This is a genomic window from Erythrobacter aureus (assembly GCF_003355455.1).
Lineage (GTDB): Bacteria > Pseudomonadota > Alphaproteobacteria > Sphingomonadales > Sphingomonadaceae > Qipengyuania > Qipengyuania aurea.
Window position 1 is genome coordinate 2733036 of sequence record NZ_CP031357.1, and the last position, 18318, is coordinate 2751353.

Genomic DNA, 18318 nt, shown 5'->3' on the forward strand with positions numbered 1-18318 from the left:
GGGGACCGTTACCCGTGACCAATCTTCATCGTTCGCTCGTCCTCGGCTGCTCGGCTCTGGCTCTCGCCAGTTGCGGCGCCGACGAAATCGTCTCGCCGGGAACCGGCGGGAACATCACCATCAACAATACCAATACGCCTGCACCCACGCCGACACCGACCCCGACGCCCACAGCCACGCTGGTCACTCCGGCAGCCGGCTGCCCGACGATCTCCGATCCGGTCGGCCTGACCGACAGCGGCACGATCAACGGGCCGACCGGTGAATACCGCGTCTGCACCCTGCCTTCGCGCTTCACAGCGTCGTCGACGCTGCCCTATATCGAAGGCCTGCTCTATCGCATTGATGGCCGTGTCGACGTCGGCACCGATGGCGGGCCGGTCGACACCGGTGCGGATACCGATGTCGAACTGACCATCGAACCGGGCGTGATCCTGTTTTCGCAGGGCTCGGGCTGGATGAACATCAACCGCGGCAACACGATCCAGGCCAACGGCACCGCATCGCGTCCGATCATCTTCACCAGCCGCGACAATGTGCAGGGGCTCAACACGATCAACTCGTCGGGCCAATGGGGCGGTCTCGTCCTCTCCGGCCGCGCCCCGGTCACGGACTGTATCGCTCCCGGCGCGACCCCGGGCACCGCAGCCTGCGAACGCCAGGTGGAAGGCGCGGTACAACCCGCCCTGTTCGGCGGCGCAACCTCGGACGACAGCTCTGGCAGCCTTCAGTTCGTCCAGCTCCGTTATTCCGGCTTCGTCCTTTCGGGCGACAACGAGTTGCAGGCCCTCACCACGGGCGGCGTGGGAAGCGGTACGACGATCAACAACATCATGAGCTACAACAGCTCGGATGACGGCGTCGAATTCTTCGGTGGCCGCTTCAACGTTCGCAACCTGATCGTGGTCGGTGCGGAAGACGACAGCCTCGACACCGATACCGGCGCGAAGGTCAACATGCAGAACGTGATCGCTATCCAGCGTCCCAACGTTGGCGATACGATCATCGAGGCCGATTCCAATAACGGTCTGGAAGAGCAGACCCCGCGCCAGAAGACGCAGATCTCCAACGCGACCTTCATCCACAACGGCGCCGAGCAGGACCAGGCCATCCGTATCCGGGGCGGCACCGATTTCGCGATCGTGAACTCGGTTCTGGTCGATGCCACGGGCGGCACGCCCTGCCTGCGTCTCGACCTTCCGGAAACGATCCGTGCGGCCGGCGCCGGCCCGGACGAAGACGGTCCGCCGGTCTTCGCAAGCTTCGTGATGGATTGCGCGACCGATTTCCGTGACGGCAGCGGCGGTGTCACTGCTGCGCAGACCCAGGCGATTTTCGATGGTGGTTCGAACAACGATGCAGCCTTTACCAACACGCTGACGATGACCTTCGTCAACGGTTCGAACGAAAACGGCGTCGCCGTCTTCGATCCGAAGGCATTGGCCGCGTTCTTCAACACCCCGACGAATATCGGTGCCGCCTATCCGGGCAACGACACCTGGGTTCAGGGCTGGACCTGCAACTCGGCCACGGTGACTTTCGACTCGAACGTAACCGACTGCTCGAGCCTGCCGGTATACTGATCGGCTCCAAAGGCCGCGGGATGTGCACCAAGGCGCATTCCGCGGCCTCATTCGCTTTTCGCACAGGAGCCATCGCAGAGCTCCGCATCCGTTATCAGGCCTGAACATGAGGGGGTCTCGTATCATGTCGACCGGCAAGCAGCTTACCGCGCTGCTCCTGCTCACCACCGCGCTCACTATTCCCGGGGCCGCTTTCGCCCAGGATACCGGTGTGGGCACCGGCGCCGAAGGCGTTCCCGCCGAAGCCGATCCCGCAACCGACGCCGTCCAGGCACAGCAGGTCGAGGGCATCGAGGATACGCCCGAAGAGGAGCAGTTCGAGGAGCCCGAAATCTCGGTCCCCGGTGGCGCCATCGTCGTCACCGGCCGCCGTCGCCAGGACGTGACCCGTGCCTCGTCGCAGGTCGTCTCGGTGCTCGACAGCGCCAGCATCGCCCGCACCGGCGAAGGCGACATCGCCGGCGCGCTGACCCGCGTCACAGGCCTTTCCACCGTGGGCAATGGCCTCGTCTATGTCCGCGGCCTGGGCGATCGCTATTCGCTCGCGCTGCTCAACGGCCTCCCGCTCCCCTCGCCCCAGCCGCTGAGCCGCGTGGTGCCGCTCGACATTTTCCCGACCAGCATCATCGCCTCCAGCCTGGTTCAGAAAACCTACTCGGCCAATTTCCCCGGGGAATTCGGCGGCGGTGTGATCAACCTCACCACCCGCGCCGTTCCCGACGAGAGCTTCGTCAAGATCAGCGCCGGCATTTCCGGCGATAGCGAAACCACTTTCGGCACCGGATACAGCTATTACGGATCGAGCTACGATTGGTTCGGTTTCGATGACGGGCGGCGCACCACACGTCCGGCCCTGCAGAATTACCTCGACAGCGGCCTTGCCCTGTCCGATCCCAATGTCGACCAGAAGGCGATCCTGCTGGAACTGGGCGATCCCAACCTGATCCTGCTCCAGAGCACGGACACTCTCCCTGTGAACTGGTCTGCGGGCATAACCGCAGGCACCAGTTTCGATGTCTTTTCCGATGGCCGCTTCGGGATCATCGCAACGGCATCGCTCAGCAATAAGTGGCGCAACCGCTTCATTACCCGCCAGACGGCGGTCAACGCGGATCTGGATCTCGATACCGACTTTCGCCAGTTCACCACCGACCAACGCATCCTTGCCAACGCCATGCTGGGCTTCGGCCTGGAAGTGGGCGAGCATCGCTTCCGCGTGGTCAACCTGTTCATTCGCGACAGCCTCAAGCGCGCCTCGCTTGCAGAGGGGACGGACTTCCAGAACGACGATACCGACCAGGTGCAGAACACCGGCTGGTACGAACGTCAGCTGTTCGACACCCAGTTCACCGGCGAAATGGAGTTCGGCGACCTCTCGCTCGACCTGCGTGCCGGATATGCCCAGACACAGCGTGAAGCCCCGTATGAGTGGGAGTTCACCTATACCCGCACCAACAACGCCAACGATCCGCTCGGCAATATCTTCCTCAACACGCTCGATCCGCAGCGCGGCGGCGCGGTTGTCGCCCTCTCGGACCTGACCGAAGACCTTTATTACGGTGGGATCGACCTCAGCTATCAGCTCGCCAACTGGCTGGGGGTGACGGTCGGCGGTGCCTATACGGACACGCAGCGCCTGTCCTCGCGCCGCGAATTCGATATCCGCGCATCAAGCGGTTACCCCGACATTTTCGGCGCCTTCCGCCCGGATGCCCTGCTCGGCGATTCCCTGATCGAACTCGGCTACGATCCCGATGCGCAGGACGCGGCGGGTATCGGACCGTTCACTTACAATATTTTCGACACCACGGGCTCGGACCCGGCCTTCGAGGCGGGGCTCGAAATCATCGCCGGCTATGTTCAGGCGCGCCTCGAACCGACGCCGGGTGTCTCGCTCGATCTCGGCGTGCGTTACGAAGATGCCAGGCAGCAGGTGGTTCCGCTGGGGCTCGACGGAACGCCCAGCGGGTCCGGCAATTCGACACTGCTCGAAAACGACTATTTCCTCCCGGGGGCAACGCTGACCTGGGAAGTCACCGACAGCTTCCAATTGCGGTTCAATGCATCGAAGACCATCGCCCGCCCGCAGTTCCGCGAACTGATCTTCCAGACCTATTTCGATCCGGAAACCAACCGTCAGTTCAACGGCAACCCCTCGCTCATCGACAGCGAGCTGACGAACTACGAGGCGCGCGCCGAATATTACTGGGGGTCGGGCAGCAAGGCCAGCCTCGCGGGATTCTACAAAGATATCGAGAACCCGATCGAAGTCTTCTCCAGCTTCTCGGACAACGACCAGATCAGCGGCTTCGCCAATGCACCGTCGGCCAAGCTCTACGGTGCCGAATTCGAATTGCAGTGGAACAAGGACCTCTACAGCCTCGGCGATTGGTGGGAGAGCAAGCGTCTCGTGGCGATTGCCAACTACACTTACACCCAGTCCGACTTGCAGGTCGGGGCCGACGATATCGCCAGGGTCTTCCCCTTCGCGGACCAGCCGGCGACCAATTTCTTCCGCGACGGCGTGCCGCTCACCGGCCAGTCGGACCATCTGGTCAATCTGCAACTGGGGATCGAGGATCTCGACAAGGTCAGCCAGGCCACTTTCCTGCTCAGCTATGCCAGCGAGCGCGTCACAAGCCGCGGAACGGCCGCGCTTCCGGACATCGTCGAGGATCCGGGCCTGCGCCTGGATTTCGTGGTGCGTCAGGGCTTCGAACTGGCGGGAGCCGACATGGAGCTTAAATTCGAAGCCCGGAACATCACCGGCCGCGACCATTTCGAATTCCAGACCAACGGCACCAACCGGATCGAGATCAACAGCTACGACGTCGGCCGCAGCTTCGCAGTGTCACTTTCCGCCGAATTCTAGGCCGAACTGGACTTCACACCCGGAAGGGCCGCCCCGGGCGGCCCTTTTCGATATGAGGCGGAAATCAGCCGCGCGAACTGCCCGCCCTGTGGGTTGGGAGCAGCCGGACCGCCATCGAAACGCCCATCGCCTGGGCAGATATTCTCGCCCCGACTTCACAAGCTCTTTGAAGCTGGCTCAACCGGGCATGAAGCGCTAGCTCCATGGCATGATTACGTGCCTTGCCGTTTCTGGCTATCGCTCGCTTCGAGACGTAAAGCTGGAGCTGGGACCGCTGAATATCGTTACCGGAGCGAACGGCAGCGGCAAGTCCAGTCTCTATCGTTCGCTTCGGCTGCTATCGGAAATCGCGCAGGGTCGAGCGATCGCCTCATTGGCGGCGGAAGGAGGGCTAGGTTCAACCTTATGGGCCGGCCCGGAAAAGATCAGTTCCCGGATGCGTACGGGAGAAGTGCCGGTCCAGGGAACGGTAAGGCGCGACCCGGTAAGCCTTAAGCTCGGCTTTTCGTCGGAGGATTACGGATACGCTATCGACCTCGGATTGCCGAGGCCATCTACCACGCGATTTGGCCACGATCCCGAGATAAAGAGCGAAGCTCTTTGGACAGGGTCGCACCTGAAACCCTCGAACTTGCTGGCGGATCGGCGCGGCTCTCTTGTCCGCATTCGCAGCAACGATAGCGGCGTGTGGCGGGACAGCATAAAGGACCTGCCCGCCTACGACAGTATGATGACGCACTGCGCCGATCCCGTCGATGGCCTCGAGCTTCTGCTCTTGCGCGAGCGCATGCGTGCCTGGCGCTTCTATGACGATTTGCGCACGGACCGCGATGCTCCGGCGCGCCGTCCAAGAATTGGAACGTTTACGCCGATCCTCGCCAGCGACGGTTCGGATGTAGGGGCCGCGATACAGACCATTGTCGAGATCGGCGATTCCGCCGCGCTTGAAGAGGCAATTTCGGACGCTTTCGACGGGGCATCGCTACAGGTGAACGAACATTTCCAAGTCGAGATGCGGCAACATGGGCTTCTCCGCCCGTTGAATGCGGCGGAACTCTCCGACGGCACACTCTGATATATCTTGCTCGTCGCTGCGCTGCTCTCGCCGCGTCCGCCAGAACTGATGATTTTGAACGAGCCGGAAGGCAGCCTTCACCCCGAACTGCTTGCACCGCTGGCGCGCCTGCTTCGCAAGGCATCCGAGCGCAGCCAGATTCTCGTGGTATCTCATTCGACGCATCTTGTGTCGGCACTCGAAGAAAGCCCGGCAAGCACATCGATCGAACTTCACAAGGATCTGGGCGAAACCTTCATTGCAGGCCCACAAGATATCGACTGGAAGTGGCCCGCCCGTTGAACGTTCGCTTCAAAGCACCTTCTCAACGAGAAACATCCCAAGAAAGGCGCCACCAGACGGCCCGCTACCGGTCCAGCCCGCCGCTCAGTCGTAGCTGTCGTAGACATAGCCGAGCGAGCGGACGGTCCGCACTCTTTCGCCCGCCGATACGGACCGCAGCGCGCGGCGGAGGCGGCCGATCCAGACATCGACGGTGCGTTCGTCGATTGGCGGTTCCTGCTTGCCCAGCGCCGCGATGAGATCGGCCCGCGACAGGACCCGGTCGGGATTCTGGGCCAGGAAATGCAGCAGGCGGAATTCATTGGGGCGAAGGTTCAGCGGATGGCCGTTCCACCGTGCCTGCAGCGCGGCGAGATCGACCAGCAGCGGTCCGAGTTCGAGACGTTCGGTCACGCGCGTCCTTGCGCCGCCGGGCTCCAGGGCCATCACGCGGTCGAGAATGGCGGTGCGGTCGATCGGCCCGACCAGATAATCGTCGGCCCCGGCGCGCAAGGCGCGGCGCTTGTCGTCGGCATCGTCCTCTTCGAGCAGGATCGTGACATGCGCATCTTCCATCCGCGCGTCCGAGCGCAGGCGCCGGCACATCTCCAGCCCCGAAAGATCGTCCATCACCCAGTCGACAAAGACGCAGACCGGCCCTTCGACAAGGCGCCGTGGCCCGTCGGGATAGAGACGCCCGAAAGCATAGCGGATATCGCCGTTCTCGAAATCGGTCCATTCGCCAACAATCGGATCGGTCAGGAAGATATTGATCGTTCGCACGTGGTCTCGCCCCACCCTGTCCCGAGGAGCGATGGCGCAGCGATGTGACTTGTTTGTGACCCCCGGCGCGCGATTGTAACACTCGGCCGGAAAGCGGCCGTGCGCTCAGCCCTCCAGCAGCGAAAGCGACCAGTTGCGCGGCGCGGTGGTTTCCACGCCGACGGGCGCCTTGGGGAGATAAGGCTCTTCCAGCCGGGCCACTTCTTCCTCGGACAGTCCGAGGTCCATCGCGGCAACGGCTGCGGCGATATGGCCGTCCTTGGTCGCCCCGATGATCGGCGCGGTCACGCCCTTGGCGACGTGCCAGCCGAGCGCCACCGTGGCGCGCGACACGCCGCGCTCGCTTGCGATGGCCCCCACCGCCTCGACGATCGCCCGGTCGGCCTCTTCCTGCTGGCGGTAGAGCGTCTTGCCGAACCCGTCGGTCTCGCTGCGCAGGGTGCTCTCGTCCCAGGCGCGCGCCAGCTTGCCGCGTGCGAGCGGGCTCCACGGAATGACGCCCACGCCCTGATCGGCGCACAGCGGCAGCATCTCGCGCTCTTCCTCGCGGTAGAGCAGGTTGACGTGGTTCTGCATCGATATGAAGCGGGTCCAGCCGTTGGCGCGGGCGACCTCCTGCGCCTTGGCGAACTGCCAGGCCCACATGGACGAGGCACCGATATAGCGCGCCTTGCCTGCCTTCACGATGTCGTGCAGCGCCTCCATCGTTTCCTCGATCGGGGTCGTCTCGTCCCAGCGATGGATCTGAAACAGGTCGACATAGTCCATACCGAGCCGGACCAGACTGTCGTCGATGGCCTGAAACAGGCTCTTGCGCGAATTGCCGCCGGTGTTGGGCGCCTGCCGCCAGGGCAGGAAAGCCTTGGTCGCCAGCACGATCTCGTCGCGCCTGGCATGTTCGGCCAGCAGCCTGCCGACGACTTCCTCCGATGCGCCGAGCGAATACATATTGGCCGTATCGAAGAAGTTGATTCCCGCTTCCAGCGCCTCGCGGATGAAGGGCCGGCTCTCGTCCTCGGACAGCACCCAGTCGCCGTGCCATCCCCTGGTCGTATCGCCATAGCTCATACAGCCGAGGCACAGGCGCGAAACCTTGAGGCCCGAGGGACCGAGATTGACGTATTCCATTGGCAAATCCTTCCGATCTGTGCGCGCGGTGGGCGACAAAGGCGACACTGTGTCACCCGCATCTTGCGTCGCCCAGCCCTTGATTCAAAACACAGATTTCACAAATCCGGCGGGTGACACTTGGCTGCCCGCGGGGGGGCTATGCGATCAGCGGCGCTGCACCGTCGCTATCGCAAATGAGCGCCCTGTAGGAAAGCCCGGCCACCCGCCCCGCGCGCGAAAGCGGTGCGCGATACTCCTGCCGATATCGCTCGTCCCGCAGGATGGCCTCCTGGTCCTCGTTATAGGCGGTGCGATGGCTGGTATCGAGCATGGCGGCGTCAGCCCCCTAGTTCAGGAAACCGGCAAGGCGGCCACGGATGATTTCTTCCGCTTCGGTCATGATGCCGTCGATCAGTTCCTGGCAGGTCGGGATATCGTTGATGAGGCCCGCCACCATGCCGCAGGACCAGGCGCCTGCGTCCATGTCGCCTTCCATCATGATGCGCGGATAGACGCCCGCCACCTGTTCGATAATGTCCTCGAACTTGAGATCGGCGCCCTTTTCCTTCTCGATCCTGAGCAGTTCCTCGACCGCATCGTTGGTCATCACACGCTCGGTATTGCGAAGGGGGCGCATGACGAGGCGGGTGTCGAGTTCGCTGGCAGCGACGATCGCCTTCTTCACGTTCTCGTGCACCGGCGCTTCCTTGGTCGCGATGAAGCGGGTGCCCATGTTCATGCCTTCCGCGCCCATGGCGAGGCTGGCGACGAGGCTGCGCGCATCGGCCATGCCGCCACTGGCGACGAAGGGGATTTCCAGCTCGTCCGCCGCGCGCGGCAGCAGGATCATGTTCGGGATGTCGTCCTCGCCCGGGTGGCCGCCGCATTCGAAGCCGTCGACGCTCACCGCGTCGCAGCCGATCGACTGCGCCTTGAGGCTGTGGCGCACGCTGGTGCATTTGTGGATCACCTTGACCCCGGCATCCTTGAAATAGGGCAGCACCTGCGCGGGATTGTTGCCCGCGGTTTCGACCACCTTGACCCCGCCTTCGATGATGACGCGCACCAGGCCGGGATAATCGGGCGCGTTGACGGTGGGCAGGAAGGTCAAGTTCACGCCAAAGGGCTTGTCGGTCATATCGCGGCATTTCGCGATCTCGTCGGCGAGCTTTTCGGGCGTACCCTGGGTGAGGCCGGTGATGATCCCGAGGCCGCCCGCATTGGACACCGCCGCCGCCATCTCGGCAAAGCCGACATAATGCATGCCGCCCTGGATGATCGGGTGCTGGATGCCGAACATTTCGGTGATGCGGGTCTTCATAATGCTGCTCTTCCCTTGGTTGCTTTTCGCAACGGGTATCGGCGCGGAGGCCCGGTGTCTAGCGCTTCGCCAAACTCTCGAGCGCCGCCAGCAGCTCGGCACCGCTCGCCGTAAGGGAAAGCTCTCCGCCAACCGTTTCGGCAAGGCCTTCGCGCTCCAGGTCCTCGCCCGTGGGCGCGCGCATTACCCGCCCGTAGCGGCCGCCGTGATAGATCAGCGGCGCAGCTTCGCGACGATCGAAATCGACGACCTCGCCTAGGAAAATCGCATGATCGCCGCCTTCGTATTCGAAGCGGGCGCGACAGCCGAAACGGGCCGCGCAGCCCTTGATGAGAGGCGCGCCTTCGGGACCGTCGGATATTTCGAGCCCGGCAAACTTGTCCTCGCCCGGTCGTGCGAAGCGATCGGACATAGGCTGCTGGTCCGCGGCAAGAACATGGACGGCCCAACTCGTCGCGTCGCGAAACACGGGCAGCGTCCGCGACTGCAAGGAAAGGCTCCACAGTACCATTGGCGGATCGAGGCTGACCGAATTGAAGCTGTTGGCGGTCAGGCCGAAGGGCCGCCCTTCCCCATCGCGCGCGGTCACAATCGTGACGCCGGTAACGAAACTGCCGAGCGCATCGCGGAAAGCCTGGGGATCGAACATCCCCGGCTGGCTAGGCGCGCGCGCGGGCAAGGGCAAGTGTCAGGCAGCCACGGAACAGCATTTCGAACGGTGTCATGCCCGGCCATGCGATCGACGAGGACCGCAAGGGCCTCCTGTCGCCCCATTTCGCACTCGCAACAAATCGGGGGTTCGCAAGGCGGCCCGTCTCTGTCATGCGGGCCGCAAGTATTGTGAATAGGGGAAATACTCCAGCATGACCGACGCCGAACTGGCCGCTCACCTCGCCCAAGTGGCAGGCAAGATTCTGATTGAAGTCCGCGAAAGCGGCATGTTCGAAGGCAAGGCGCTGGGCCAGGCGGGCGATCAGACCGCCAACCAGTTTCTCGTTCACGCGCTGCGCGAACAGCGGCCCCAAGACGGCCTGCTGTCCGAAGAAAGCAAGGATACCGCCGAGCGCCTTTCCAAAGAGCGCGTGTGGATCGTCGACCCGGTGGACGGCACGCGCGAATATGGCGAAGCGCGTACCGACTGGGCAGTTCATGTCGCGCTGTGCGTGAATGGCAAGCCCGAGATCGGTGCGGTCGCCCTGCCCGGCCTCGGCACCGTGCTGCGGAGCGACGCGCCGATCGCGGTGCCCGCCGCCGCCGAAAAGCCGCGCATGGTCGTCAGCCGGACGCGGCCCGCAGCAGAAGCCGTGGCCGTGTCCGAAGCCATCGGTGCGGAACTGGTCGGCATGGGATCGGCCGGTGCGAAAGCCATGGCGGTGGTGCGCGGCGAAGCGGAAATTTACCTCCACACCGGCGGGCAGTACGAATGGGACAGCGCCGCCCCGGCGGCCGTGGCCTTGGCGCACGGCCTTCACGCCAGCCGTGTCGACGGCAGCCCGCTGATCTACAACAATTCCGATACCTACATGCCGGATCTGTTGATCTGCCGCTCCGAATGGGCCGAGCGGGTGCTGACCGAGGTCGCGAAGCTCTAGGCCTAGGTTTCGACCTGCGCCAGAAGCTGGCGCGCACGGGAGAGATGCGGGCGGTCGAGCATGCCGCCCTTCCAGCCGATCGTGCCCGCGCCCGGATTTGCTTCGAACAGCGCGATGATTTCCCGCGCTTCGGCGATCTCTTCCTCGCTCGGAGAAAAGGCCTCGTTGATTACCGGCACCTGCGCCGGATGGATGGCCAGCATTCCGCGATAGCCCTGACGGCGAACCTCGATGGCACGCTTGCGCAATCCTTCCAGATCGCGGAAATTGGTGTCGATCGTCTCGATCGGCATGACATCCGCCGCCACCGCGCCGAGCAGGCACAGGCTGCGCGCCAGCTTGTAGGTGAAAGCGAAATCGCCATCGAAGTCGCGATTGCTCTGCGCGCCCAGCGAATCGGCCAGGTCCTCGGCACCCCAAGTCATCGCCGCCAGTCGCGGTGCGCCGCCATAATCGCCGGTGGTAAACATGGCCGCCGCCGTTTCCGTCACCAGCGCGATAACCGGCGTCGAACCCGGCTCGATCCCGTTCTCCGCCTCCAGCGCGGTCATCTGCCGGTCGAGTTCCTCGACATCGTGCCGCCCGCGCGACTTGGGCAGCATGATCCCGCCGGGACGCGCGGGCATGATCGCCGCGAGATCATCGGCCGTCCACTCGCCATCGAGCGGATTGACCCGGACCCACAGCCGGGCGCGCTCCTGCTCGCTTTTCGAACCAAGGAATTCCGCGATCGCAGCGCGGGCATCCGCCTTGCCGCTTTCGACCACCGCGTCTTCCAGATCGAAGATCACTATATCGGCCTCGCCCTCGGCGGCTTTGGCCATTTTCTTGTCGCTGTCGCCTGGGGCGAACAGCCAGCTGCGCATCCGCAATTTCGGTTCTGTTTTTTCGCTCATACGCGTGCTTGAGACGCAAAGGCCGGTATTCGTCAAGCATGCCCTAGCGTATTTCCGTGCACGTAAACTTTGCGGTATGCCTGTCGCCGAGATTCAGGAGAGACTCATGGCAACCCAGTTAGAACCCGACATCCATGCCGACGAGGATGCCTTCCGCACCGAAGTGCAGCAATTCCTCGCCGCCAACTTCCCCGACGAGCTCAAGAACAAGGGCAATGCGCTGGCCGGTGTCGACGGGCCGACCGACGAAACGCCTGCCCAGAAGGCCTGGCGAGAAGCGGTTGGCGAACGCGGCTGGGGCACGCCCACCTGGCCCAAGCAGTATGGCGGCGGCGGCCTGACCAAGGCACAGGCAAAGATCATCGACCAGGAATTCGCCAAGGCCGGGGCCTACAACCCGATTGGCGGCATGGGCGTGATGATGTTCGGCCCAACCCTGCTCGAATATGGCAGCGAGGCGCAGAAGATGGAGCACATCCCGCCGATCTGCCGCGGCGAAATCCGCTGGTGCCAGGGCTATTCGGAGCCCAATGCCGGTTCCGACCTTGCGAACCTGCAGACCTTCGCCGAGGACAAGGGCGATCATTACATCGTCAATGGCCAGAAGACCTGGACCAGCGGCGGCCAGTGGGCCGACAAGTGCTTCGCCATCGTGCGCACCGACAAGAGCGACAAGCATCGCGGCATCAGCTTCATGCTGATCGACATGGATGCACCGGGCGTCGAGGTCCGCCCGATCACCATGATCAGCGGCACCAGCCCGTTCTGCGAAACCTTCTTCGACAATGTGAAGGTGCCCAAGGAAAACCTCGTCGGCGAGGAAGGCCAGGGCTGGACCATCGGCAAGCGCCTGCTCCAGCACGAGCGTACCAACATTTCGGGCGGTGGGCGCCTGGCCAGCATGATGGGCCAGAGCCTGGGCGATATCGCCAAGAAATATGGCGAAACCGATGCGGCAGGCGAACTCGCCGACAAGGTTCTGCGCGACAAGATCGCCGACTTCGAAATCCGCTGGAACAGCTTTCTGCTCACCGCCCGCCGCGCGGTGGAGGAAAGCAAGGCGCAAGGCGGTGTGTCCGAAATCAGCTCGGTGCTGAAAAAGCTCGGCACCAAATTGAGCCAGGAGCGCAGCGAACTGCTGATCGAAATTCGCGGCCTGCAGGGCCTCGGCTGGGAAGGCGAGGAGTTCACCGACGGCGAACTCGAGGCGGTGCGCGGCTGGCTCTTCGGCAAGGCCACCACGATCTATGGCGGCTCCACCGAAATCCAGAATAACATCATCGCCAAGCGCGTGCTCGGCATGCTCGACCACCAGTAAGAGAGGGGAGCACGGAAAAATGGCAGTTCTCAACGAAGAACAGGAAATGCTGCGCGACATGGCGCGCGACTGGGCGACCAATGAAAGCCCGGTGACCGAGTTTCGCAAGGTCCGCGCCAGCGGCGAGCCGCATGCCTATGACAAGAGCGCCTACGCCACGATGGCCGAAATGGGCTGGGCCGGGGTCATCATCCCCGAGGACCACGGCGGATCGGACTTCGGCTTCCTATCGGCGGGCCTCGTGGTCGAGGAACTGGGCAAGACACTGACCGCCAGCCCGTTGGTCGCCACGACCATCGCGGCAAGCGCGATCGTGCTCGGCGGCAGCGACGAGCAGAAGGCCAAGTGGTTGCCACGGCTCGCCAGCGGTGAAACCGTGGCCACGCTCGCGGTCGACGAAAGCGCGCATCACGATCCCAGCGCGATCGAGGCAAGCGTTTCGGGCGGCAAGCTGACGGGCAAGAAGGCCTTCGTCCACGAAGCGCATGGCGCGGACCTGTTCGTGGTCGCGGCGAAGGACGGGCTTTACCTCGTCGAAAAGGGTGACGGCGTGTCGCTCACCACGCGCAAGCTCACCGACCAGCGCAGCCACGCCGATGTGAATTTCGACGGCGCTGCGGCGGAGAAGCTCGAAGGTGGCGGCGACAGCCTGCTCGACGATGTGCTCGACCGGGCACGCGTGCTGACCGCCGCCGAAATGCTCGGCATGGCGCAGCAGGTCTTCGATACCACGCTCGATTATCTGAAGCAGCGCGTGCAGTTCAACCAGGTGCTCGCCACCTTCCAGGCACTGCAGCACCGCATGGCCGATCTGTTCGCCGATCTCGCGCAGATGCGCAGCGCGGTCGAGGCGGGCCTGCAGGCGGTCGATGGCGGATTCGGCGTCGCGCGCGCCGCGACTATCGCCAAGGCGGAGGCCAACCGCGTGCTGCACACGATCAGCAATCAGGGCATCCAGCTGCATGGCGGCATCGGCATGACCGACGAATACGACGTCGGCTTCTATCTGAAGCGCGCCCGTGTGCTTGAATCGGCCTGGGGCTCCTCGAGTTATCTCAAGGATCGATACGCCAAGCTCGCCAGCTATTGAGCGAGGTATTCGCCTCAGCGGGCGAAGATAAGGAGGCGCTCCCGGACACCGATGTCTGGGGGCGCCATCACGCCTTTATGGAGGCGAACCTCAAGCGCAATTACGCGACCAATCTGACGCATGGCGTCTTCGGCATGACGGGGTTTCGCCTGATCTATGCCCCCACAATCATTCCCGCCTATCTCTATCTGCTGACCGGCAGCGCGGCGGCGGTCGGGCTCGGCACCGCATTGCTGCAACTGGGCGGCACGGTGTCTCCGATCCTGTCGGGCGCGCAGGTCGAAAGCCGCGAGCGCATCCTGCCCTATGCCATCAGCGTCGGTTCGATGATGCGGGTTATGGTGCTGGCGCTGGCAATCGCGGCATGGACACTGGAAGGCACGACGCTGCTGGTGGTGACGCTCGCCAGCTTCCTGCTGCTGGGCTTTTTCAGCGGCGCGCAGCGGGTGGCCTTCCAGATGCTCATGGCCAAGCTGATCCCCATCGACCGGCGCGGGCGCCTGCAGGGCATCCGCAACATGGTGGGCGGGTTGATCGCCGCCGGTCTCGCCTGGATCGCGGGGCATTACTTCATCGAGCAGCAATGGCTCGGGAATGGCTATGCCACGACCTTCCTCCTCGCCTTCGTCCTGACATCGATCGGTCTCGTGGTCCTCAAGACCGGCATCCGCGAACCCGACGCGCCGCGCCTGCGCCCGGTCACGCCCCTGCGCGAGCGGATCGGCCAGTTCGGCGAATTGCTGCAGCACCGCGATTTCCGCGCCTTTCTGGTGGCCCACGGCCTTGCCGCGATCGCGCGGGTGGGGCTGCCGTTCTGGACGCTCTATGTCGGCGACCGGCTGGGACTGGATGGCGCGCTGATCGGTAGCTTGAGCCTCGCCTTCCTTGCCGCGGACACGATGTCCAATCTCGTCTGGGGCTCACTCGGTGACCGGATCGGCTTCCGCGCTGTCTATCTCGGCGCGCTGGCAAGCAGCCTGGCGGGAGTGCTGCTGCTGGTCTTCGGCGATGGCTGGCTGCTCTATGCCAGTTTCGCCTTCCTCGGCTTCGGCTTTTCGGGCTGGATGATGGCGGCAGTCACGCTGGTGCTCGAATTCGGCGAGCACGAGGACATTCCCATGCGTCTGGCGCTGACCACTTCGGTCGAAGGCGGCGTGTCTTCCATCGGCCCCGTCCTGGTGGGGCTAAGTATCGCCGCGCTGGGCTATGCTCCGCTGATTGTCGCGGCCTTCGCCTCGCTCATTGCCAGCCTGGCACTGATGATCTGGCGCGTGCGCGAGCCGCGCGCCTCAATCCGATGAGGCGAGCATCCCTTCGGACATGACCGAAAGATAAGTCCGGATCGCCTGGTCGGGCCGTTCGAAGCGGGCCGCCCAATGGCGCGCCTCATAGGCGGAATTGACCGTCGACATGATGACCTGCCCCGCCACCAGCGGATCGATCGCGCGCACCGAACCGTCGGCGATGCCGTCGATCAGCATCCCGGCAAAGCGCCGCGCCAGCCGGTTGGACCGGGTGACGACGTCGATCTTGTGTTCCGCGTCGAGCGCTTGCAACGCGGTGGTCCGGAGCAAGGGCGTGGCATCGAAGAATTGCACATCGACCAGTTCGGCCAGCACGCTCGACAAACGGATCCAGTAATCCGTTTCGATATCGCGCCCCGCGATCTGCACTGCGGAAAGGCGATCGTAGCTCTGCTGAAAACAGGCAAGCACCAGATCGTCCTTGGCTTGGTGGTGATGGTAGAAACTGCCCTTGGTGACGTTGAGGCTTTCGGCGATGCGGTTGACCGATGCGCCGCGATAGCCGCGTTCGTTGATCGTCACCGTCGCGGCGCGCAGAAAGGCTTCGTTCTGCCCGGCCTCCTCCTCTTCCGGCGTGCGCCAATTGCCCACCAGTTGTTGCGGATCGAAGGCCCCCCGCCGGGCGGGCAGGCCATGCGCGAGCACATCGAACAGCCGCTCTTCGATGCGCGGGAAATCGAGAACGGAATAGCGTATCGACCATACCGGCCACCACATCATCGCCTCGAGCAGGATATGCGCCCGGGCCGAGAACAACGCCCGCTCGTCCTTGTCGCGCCATTCGCCGAAGAAGCGCCGCACGAGATCGACGATGCGCAAGTAGTGCGCCATCAGCGGGTCCTGCACCTCGGGTTCGAGCGTGCGGATTTCCGACAGCGCGGTGACGAGGCCACGCTCGCCAGCCCTGATGCGTTTTCTCAGCGCGACATGGGCGGCGATGAAATGCCGCAACCGCGCGGCGGGCTCCGCCTGTTCGAGCGCCTCGCGCGCCATGCGCTCCATCAGGGTCAGCGTCTCGTCATAGACCGCGACGACCAATTGTTCCTTGCGCGGGAAATAATAGGTGACGCTGGTCGCATTCAGCCCGATTGCGCGCGCGACCTCGGCCAGCGTGGTCGCCTGCACGCCGACTTCATTGATCAGCACAGCGGCTGCGTGGACGATCGCCTCGCGCTTTTCGCCGAATTTGCGGGTGGCGGCGGGACCGTTCACGCGAAGAAAGCCCCCAGATCCTTCTTCAGGATCTTGCCATTGGCATTGCGCGGCAGGGTGCCCTCGACGAAAGCGATGCGCACCGGCACCTTGAATTTCGCCAGTCGCGCGGCAACCCACTCGCGCAGTTCCTCCTCGCTCGCCGAAGTGCCGGGCGCGAGATGGACCACGGCGGCGGGTTCTTCGCCCAAGGTCGGGTGGGGGATGCCTACCAGCGCGGCATCGGTCACTGCGGGATGATCGTAGAGCACATTTTCGACCTCGGAGGAGTAGATGTTTTCGCCGCCCCGGATGACCATATCCTTCGCCCGGTCGACGATAAAGCACCACCCCTCCTCGTCGAGCCGGGCCAGATCGCCGGTCCGGACCCAACCGTCGACGAAGGTTTCCGCCGTCGCTTCCGGCCGGTTCCAATAGCCTTTGACGATCATCGGCCCGCGCGCCCACAACTCGCCGACTTCGCCGGTGGGCAGCTCTGTCTCGCCATCCTCGGACATGATCTTGAGATCGGCCACGGCAACCGGCGGCCCGCAACTGTCGGGGCGGTTGAGATAATCCTCGGAGGAATGCCCCGTCACCGTAGCCATGGTTTCGGTCATGCCCCAGCCATTGGCGGGCAGCGCGCCGAATTCCTCGTGGATCTTGCGCACCAGCTCGGGTGCGGCAGGAGCACCGCCATAGGCAACTGCTTCCAGGCTGGAGAGGTCGTAATTTTTACGCTTGGGATGCTCGAGCAATTGCCAGGCGATGGTCGGCACGCCGCCGGTCAGGTTTACTTTCTCGCGCTCGATGAGCTGAAACGCCTTTTCCGGGTCCCATTTGTGCATGAAGACCATGGTGTGTCCGGCAACGATATATCCCATCAGACCCGCCGAACAAGCGGTGACATGAAACAGCGGAATAACCGTCAGCCCCACTTTCTTCACCGGGTCGGGCGGTACTTCACCCCGTCGTAGAGCCGCGCAGGCGGTATTGAAGCCGGATGAGAGAACATTGGTGCACAGATTGCGATGCGTTCCCAACGCACCCTTGGGCTGGCCGGTGGTGCCGCTGGTGTAGAAGATCGTCGCCTCGTCATCCGGGGCGATCTCTTCTGGCGGCAATTCACATGGCGGCAATGCAGCGTAGTCCCCGGGCGTGCCGATGACATCCTCGAGCCGCTCGCCTCCCTCCACCGGTTTTCCGCCGCGCGCAACGAACACCGTTTCCAATCCGGGGAACTCGGCGCGGTGGCCGGCCAGCCGCTCCCACCGCTCGGCATCGCAAACGAGCAGTTTCGAGCCCGAATTGGCGAGCCCGAAGGCCAGTTCCGGCCCTGTCCACCAGGCATTGAGCGGAACACAGATCGCGCCGATTGCGGTCGCGGCGAAGAAGGCGACCGGCCATTCGGGCAGATTGCGCATCGCCAAGGCCACCCGGTCGCCCTTGGCGATGCCGCGCGCGCGGAATTCGGCGGCCAGCCGCGCGACCGCGCGGAACCAGGCATCGTAAGTGATCCGCTCGTCCTCGTAGATGGCGAAAAGGCGGTCGCCATGCGCGCGCCCGGCCATGGCGACCTGACGCAAATTGGCTGGCGCGTTTTTCCATACACGCGTGGGCACCCCGCGAATGTCGATCGTCTCCATCTCGAGGCGCTGCCCCGGTGCAGTCAGACGCTCGACGCACTCCTGCCGCGACATGGCCGGCCAATTCGCCGGTGGCACGAAATCGATCGCTTGCGCGAGGTCGTTCATGGGTATCCCCTCATCTGCCGCCACTTCCGGGGCGACTCTCTCCACCCGCGATCTAACCCTGCTTGTCATGGATGTGCAAGCCGCCTTCGAAGGAAAGGTATGAGGGTGGCAAGAACAGATGAATCCGCTATTCGTGCAAAACCGAAGCATAGGTATGTATGGAAACGG

General features: G+C 63.8%; 14 protein-coding genes and 1 pseudogene. 7 read left to right on the forward strand and 8 right to left on the reverse strand.

The genetic code is table 11. The features are described from left to right. Positions 1–14 precede the first annotated feature (14 nt). The 3 genes and pseudogenes from DVR09_RS13465 to DVR09_RS13475 all read left to right on the forward strand — a co-directional run bounded on the left by DVR09_RS13465 (position 15) and on the right by DVR09_RS13475 (position 5812). Positions 15–1583, forward strand: a complete 1569-nt coding sequence (locus DVR09_RS13465) for a beta-helix domain-containing protein (RefSeq protein ID WP_115417438.1) — start codon at positions 15–17, stop codon at positions 1581–1583. Positions 1584–1707: 124 nt separating this feature from the next. Then, positions 1708–4455: a TonB-dependent receptor domain-containing protein gene (locus DVR09_RS13470; RefSeq protein WP_115417440.1), complete on the forward strand. Its 2748-nt coding sequence runs from the start codon at positions 1708–1710 to the stop codon at positions 4453–4455. 208 nt (positions 4456–4663) lie between these two features. Next, positions 4664–5812: pseudogene (locus tag DVR09_RS13475) on the forward strand (AAA family ATPase). An 84-nt stretch (positions 5813–5896) separates the two neighbouring features. Here the strand turns inward: DVR09_RS13475 and DVR09_RS13480 are convergent. The 5 genes from DVR09_RS13480 to DVR09_RS13495 all read right to left on the reverse strand — a co-directional run bounded on the left by DVR09_RS13480 (position 5897) and on the right by DVR09_RS13495 (position 9654). Then, positions 5897–6574, reverse strand: a complete 678-nt coding sequence (locus DVR09_RS13480; protein ID WP_115417442.1) for a response regulator transcription factor — start codon at positions 6572–6574, stop codon at positions 5897–5899. Between the two features lie 105 nt (positions 6575–6679). Next, positions 6680–7702 carry an aldo/keto reductase gene (locus DVR09_RS13485; RefSeq protein WP_115417444.1) on the reverse strand — a complete coding sequence of 341 codons (1023 nt, stop codon included), beginning with the start codon at positions 7700–7702 and terminating at the stop codon, positions 6680–6682. 139 nt (positions 7703–7841) lie between these two features. Beyond that, entirely contained in the window at positions 7842–8015 is a 174-nt protein-coding gene (locus tag DVR09_RS17240) for a hypothetical protein (RefSeq protein ID WP_162814972.1), read from the reverse strand. Between the two features lie 15 nt (positions 8016–8030). Further along, on the reverse strand, positions 8031–9005 hold the full coding sequence (locus DVR09_RS13490; protein ID WP_115417446.1) for an NAD(P)H-dependent flavin oxidoreductase: 975 nt from the start codon (positions 9003–9005) through the stop codon (positions 8031–8033). Positions 9006–9063: 58 nt separating this feature from the next. Next, entirely contained in the window at positions 9064–9654 is a 591-nt protein-coding gene (locus DVR09_RS13495; protein WP_115417448.1) for a flavin reductase family protein, read from the reverse strand. Positions 9655–9868: 214 nt separating this feature from the next. Between DVR09_RS13495 and DVR09_RS13500 the strand changes: the two genes are divergently transcribed. Next, positions 9869–10597, forward strand: coding sequence for a 3'(2'),5'-bisphosphate nucleotidase CysQ (locus DVR09_RS13500; RefSeq protein WP_115417449.1), 729 nt, complete (start codon positions 9869–9871; stop codon positions 10595–10597). Positions 10598–10599: 2 nt separating this feature from the next. Here DVR09_RS13500 and DVR09_RS13505 read toward each other — a convergent pair whose 3' ends face one another. Beyond that, positions 10600–11493, reverse strand: coding sequence for an HpcH/HpaI aldolase/citrate lyase family protein (locus DVR09_RS13505; RefSeq protein WP_115417451.1), 894 nt, complete (start codon positions 11491–11493; stop codon positions 10600–10602). Between the two features lie 106 nt (positions 11494–11599). On the opposite strand from DVR09_RS13505, the gene DVR09_RS13510 reads away from it, so the two are divergent. From DVR09_RS13510 to DVR09_RS13520, 3 genes are read left to right on the forward strand one after another with little or no spacing between them, the layout of a single operon-like run. Continuing rightward, positions 11600–12811, forward strand: coding sequence for an acyl-CoA dehydrogenase family protein (locus DVR09_RS13510; RefSeq protein ID WP_115417452.1), 1212 nt, complete (start codon positions 11600–11602; stop codon positions 12809–12811). Between the two features lie 19 nt (positions 12812–12830). Then, positions 12831–13901, forward strand: coding sequence for an acyl-CoA dehydrogenase family protein (locus tag DVR09_RS13515; RefSeq protein ID WP_115417454.1), 1071 nt, complete (start codon positions 12831–12833; stop codon positions 13899–13901). Then, entirely contained in the window at positions 13898–15202 is a 1305-nt protein-coding gene (locus DVR09_RS13520) for an MFS transporter (protein WP_234041460.1), read from the forward strand. Before DVR09_RS13515 ends, DVR09_RS13520 begins: the two co-directional genes overlap by 4 nt. Here the strand turns inward: DVR09_RS13520 and DVR09_RS13525 are convergent. Both DVR09_RS13525 and DVR09_RS13530 read right to left on the reverse strand, forming a co-directional pair. Beyond that, positions 15191–16417 (reverse strand): TetR/AcrR family transcriptional regulator, encoded by a 1227-nt coding sequence (locus DVR09_RS13525; RefSeq protein ID WP_115417456.1) that lies wholly within the window; start codon positions 16415–16417, stop codon positions 15191–15193. The two genes, DVR09_RS13520 and DVR09_RS13525, sit on opposite strands and share 12 nt — an antisense overlap. Beyond that, entirely contained in the window at positions 16414–18150 is a 1737-nt protein-coding gene (locus DVR09_RS13530; RefSeq protein WP_115417457.1) for a class I adenylate-forming enzyme family protein, read from the reverse strand. Before DVR09_RS13530 ends, DVR09_RS13525 begins: the two co-directional genes overlap by 4 nt. Positions 18151–18318 lie beyond the last annotated feature (168 nt).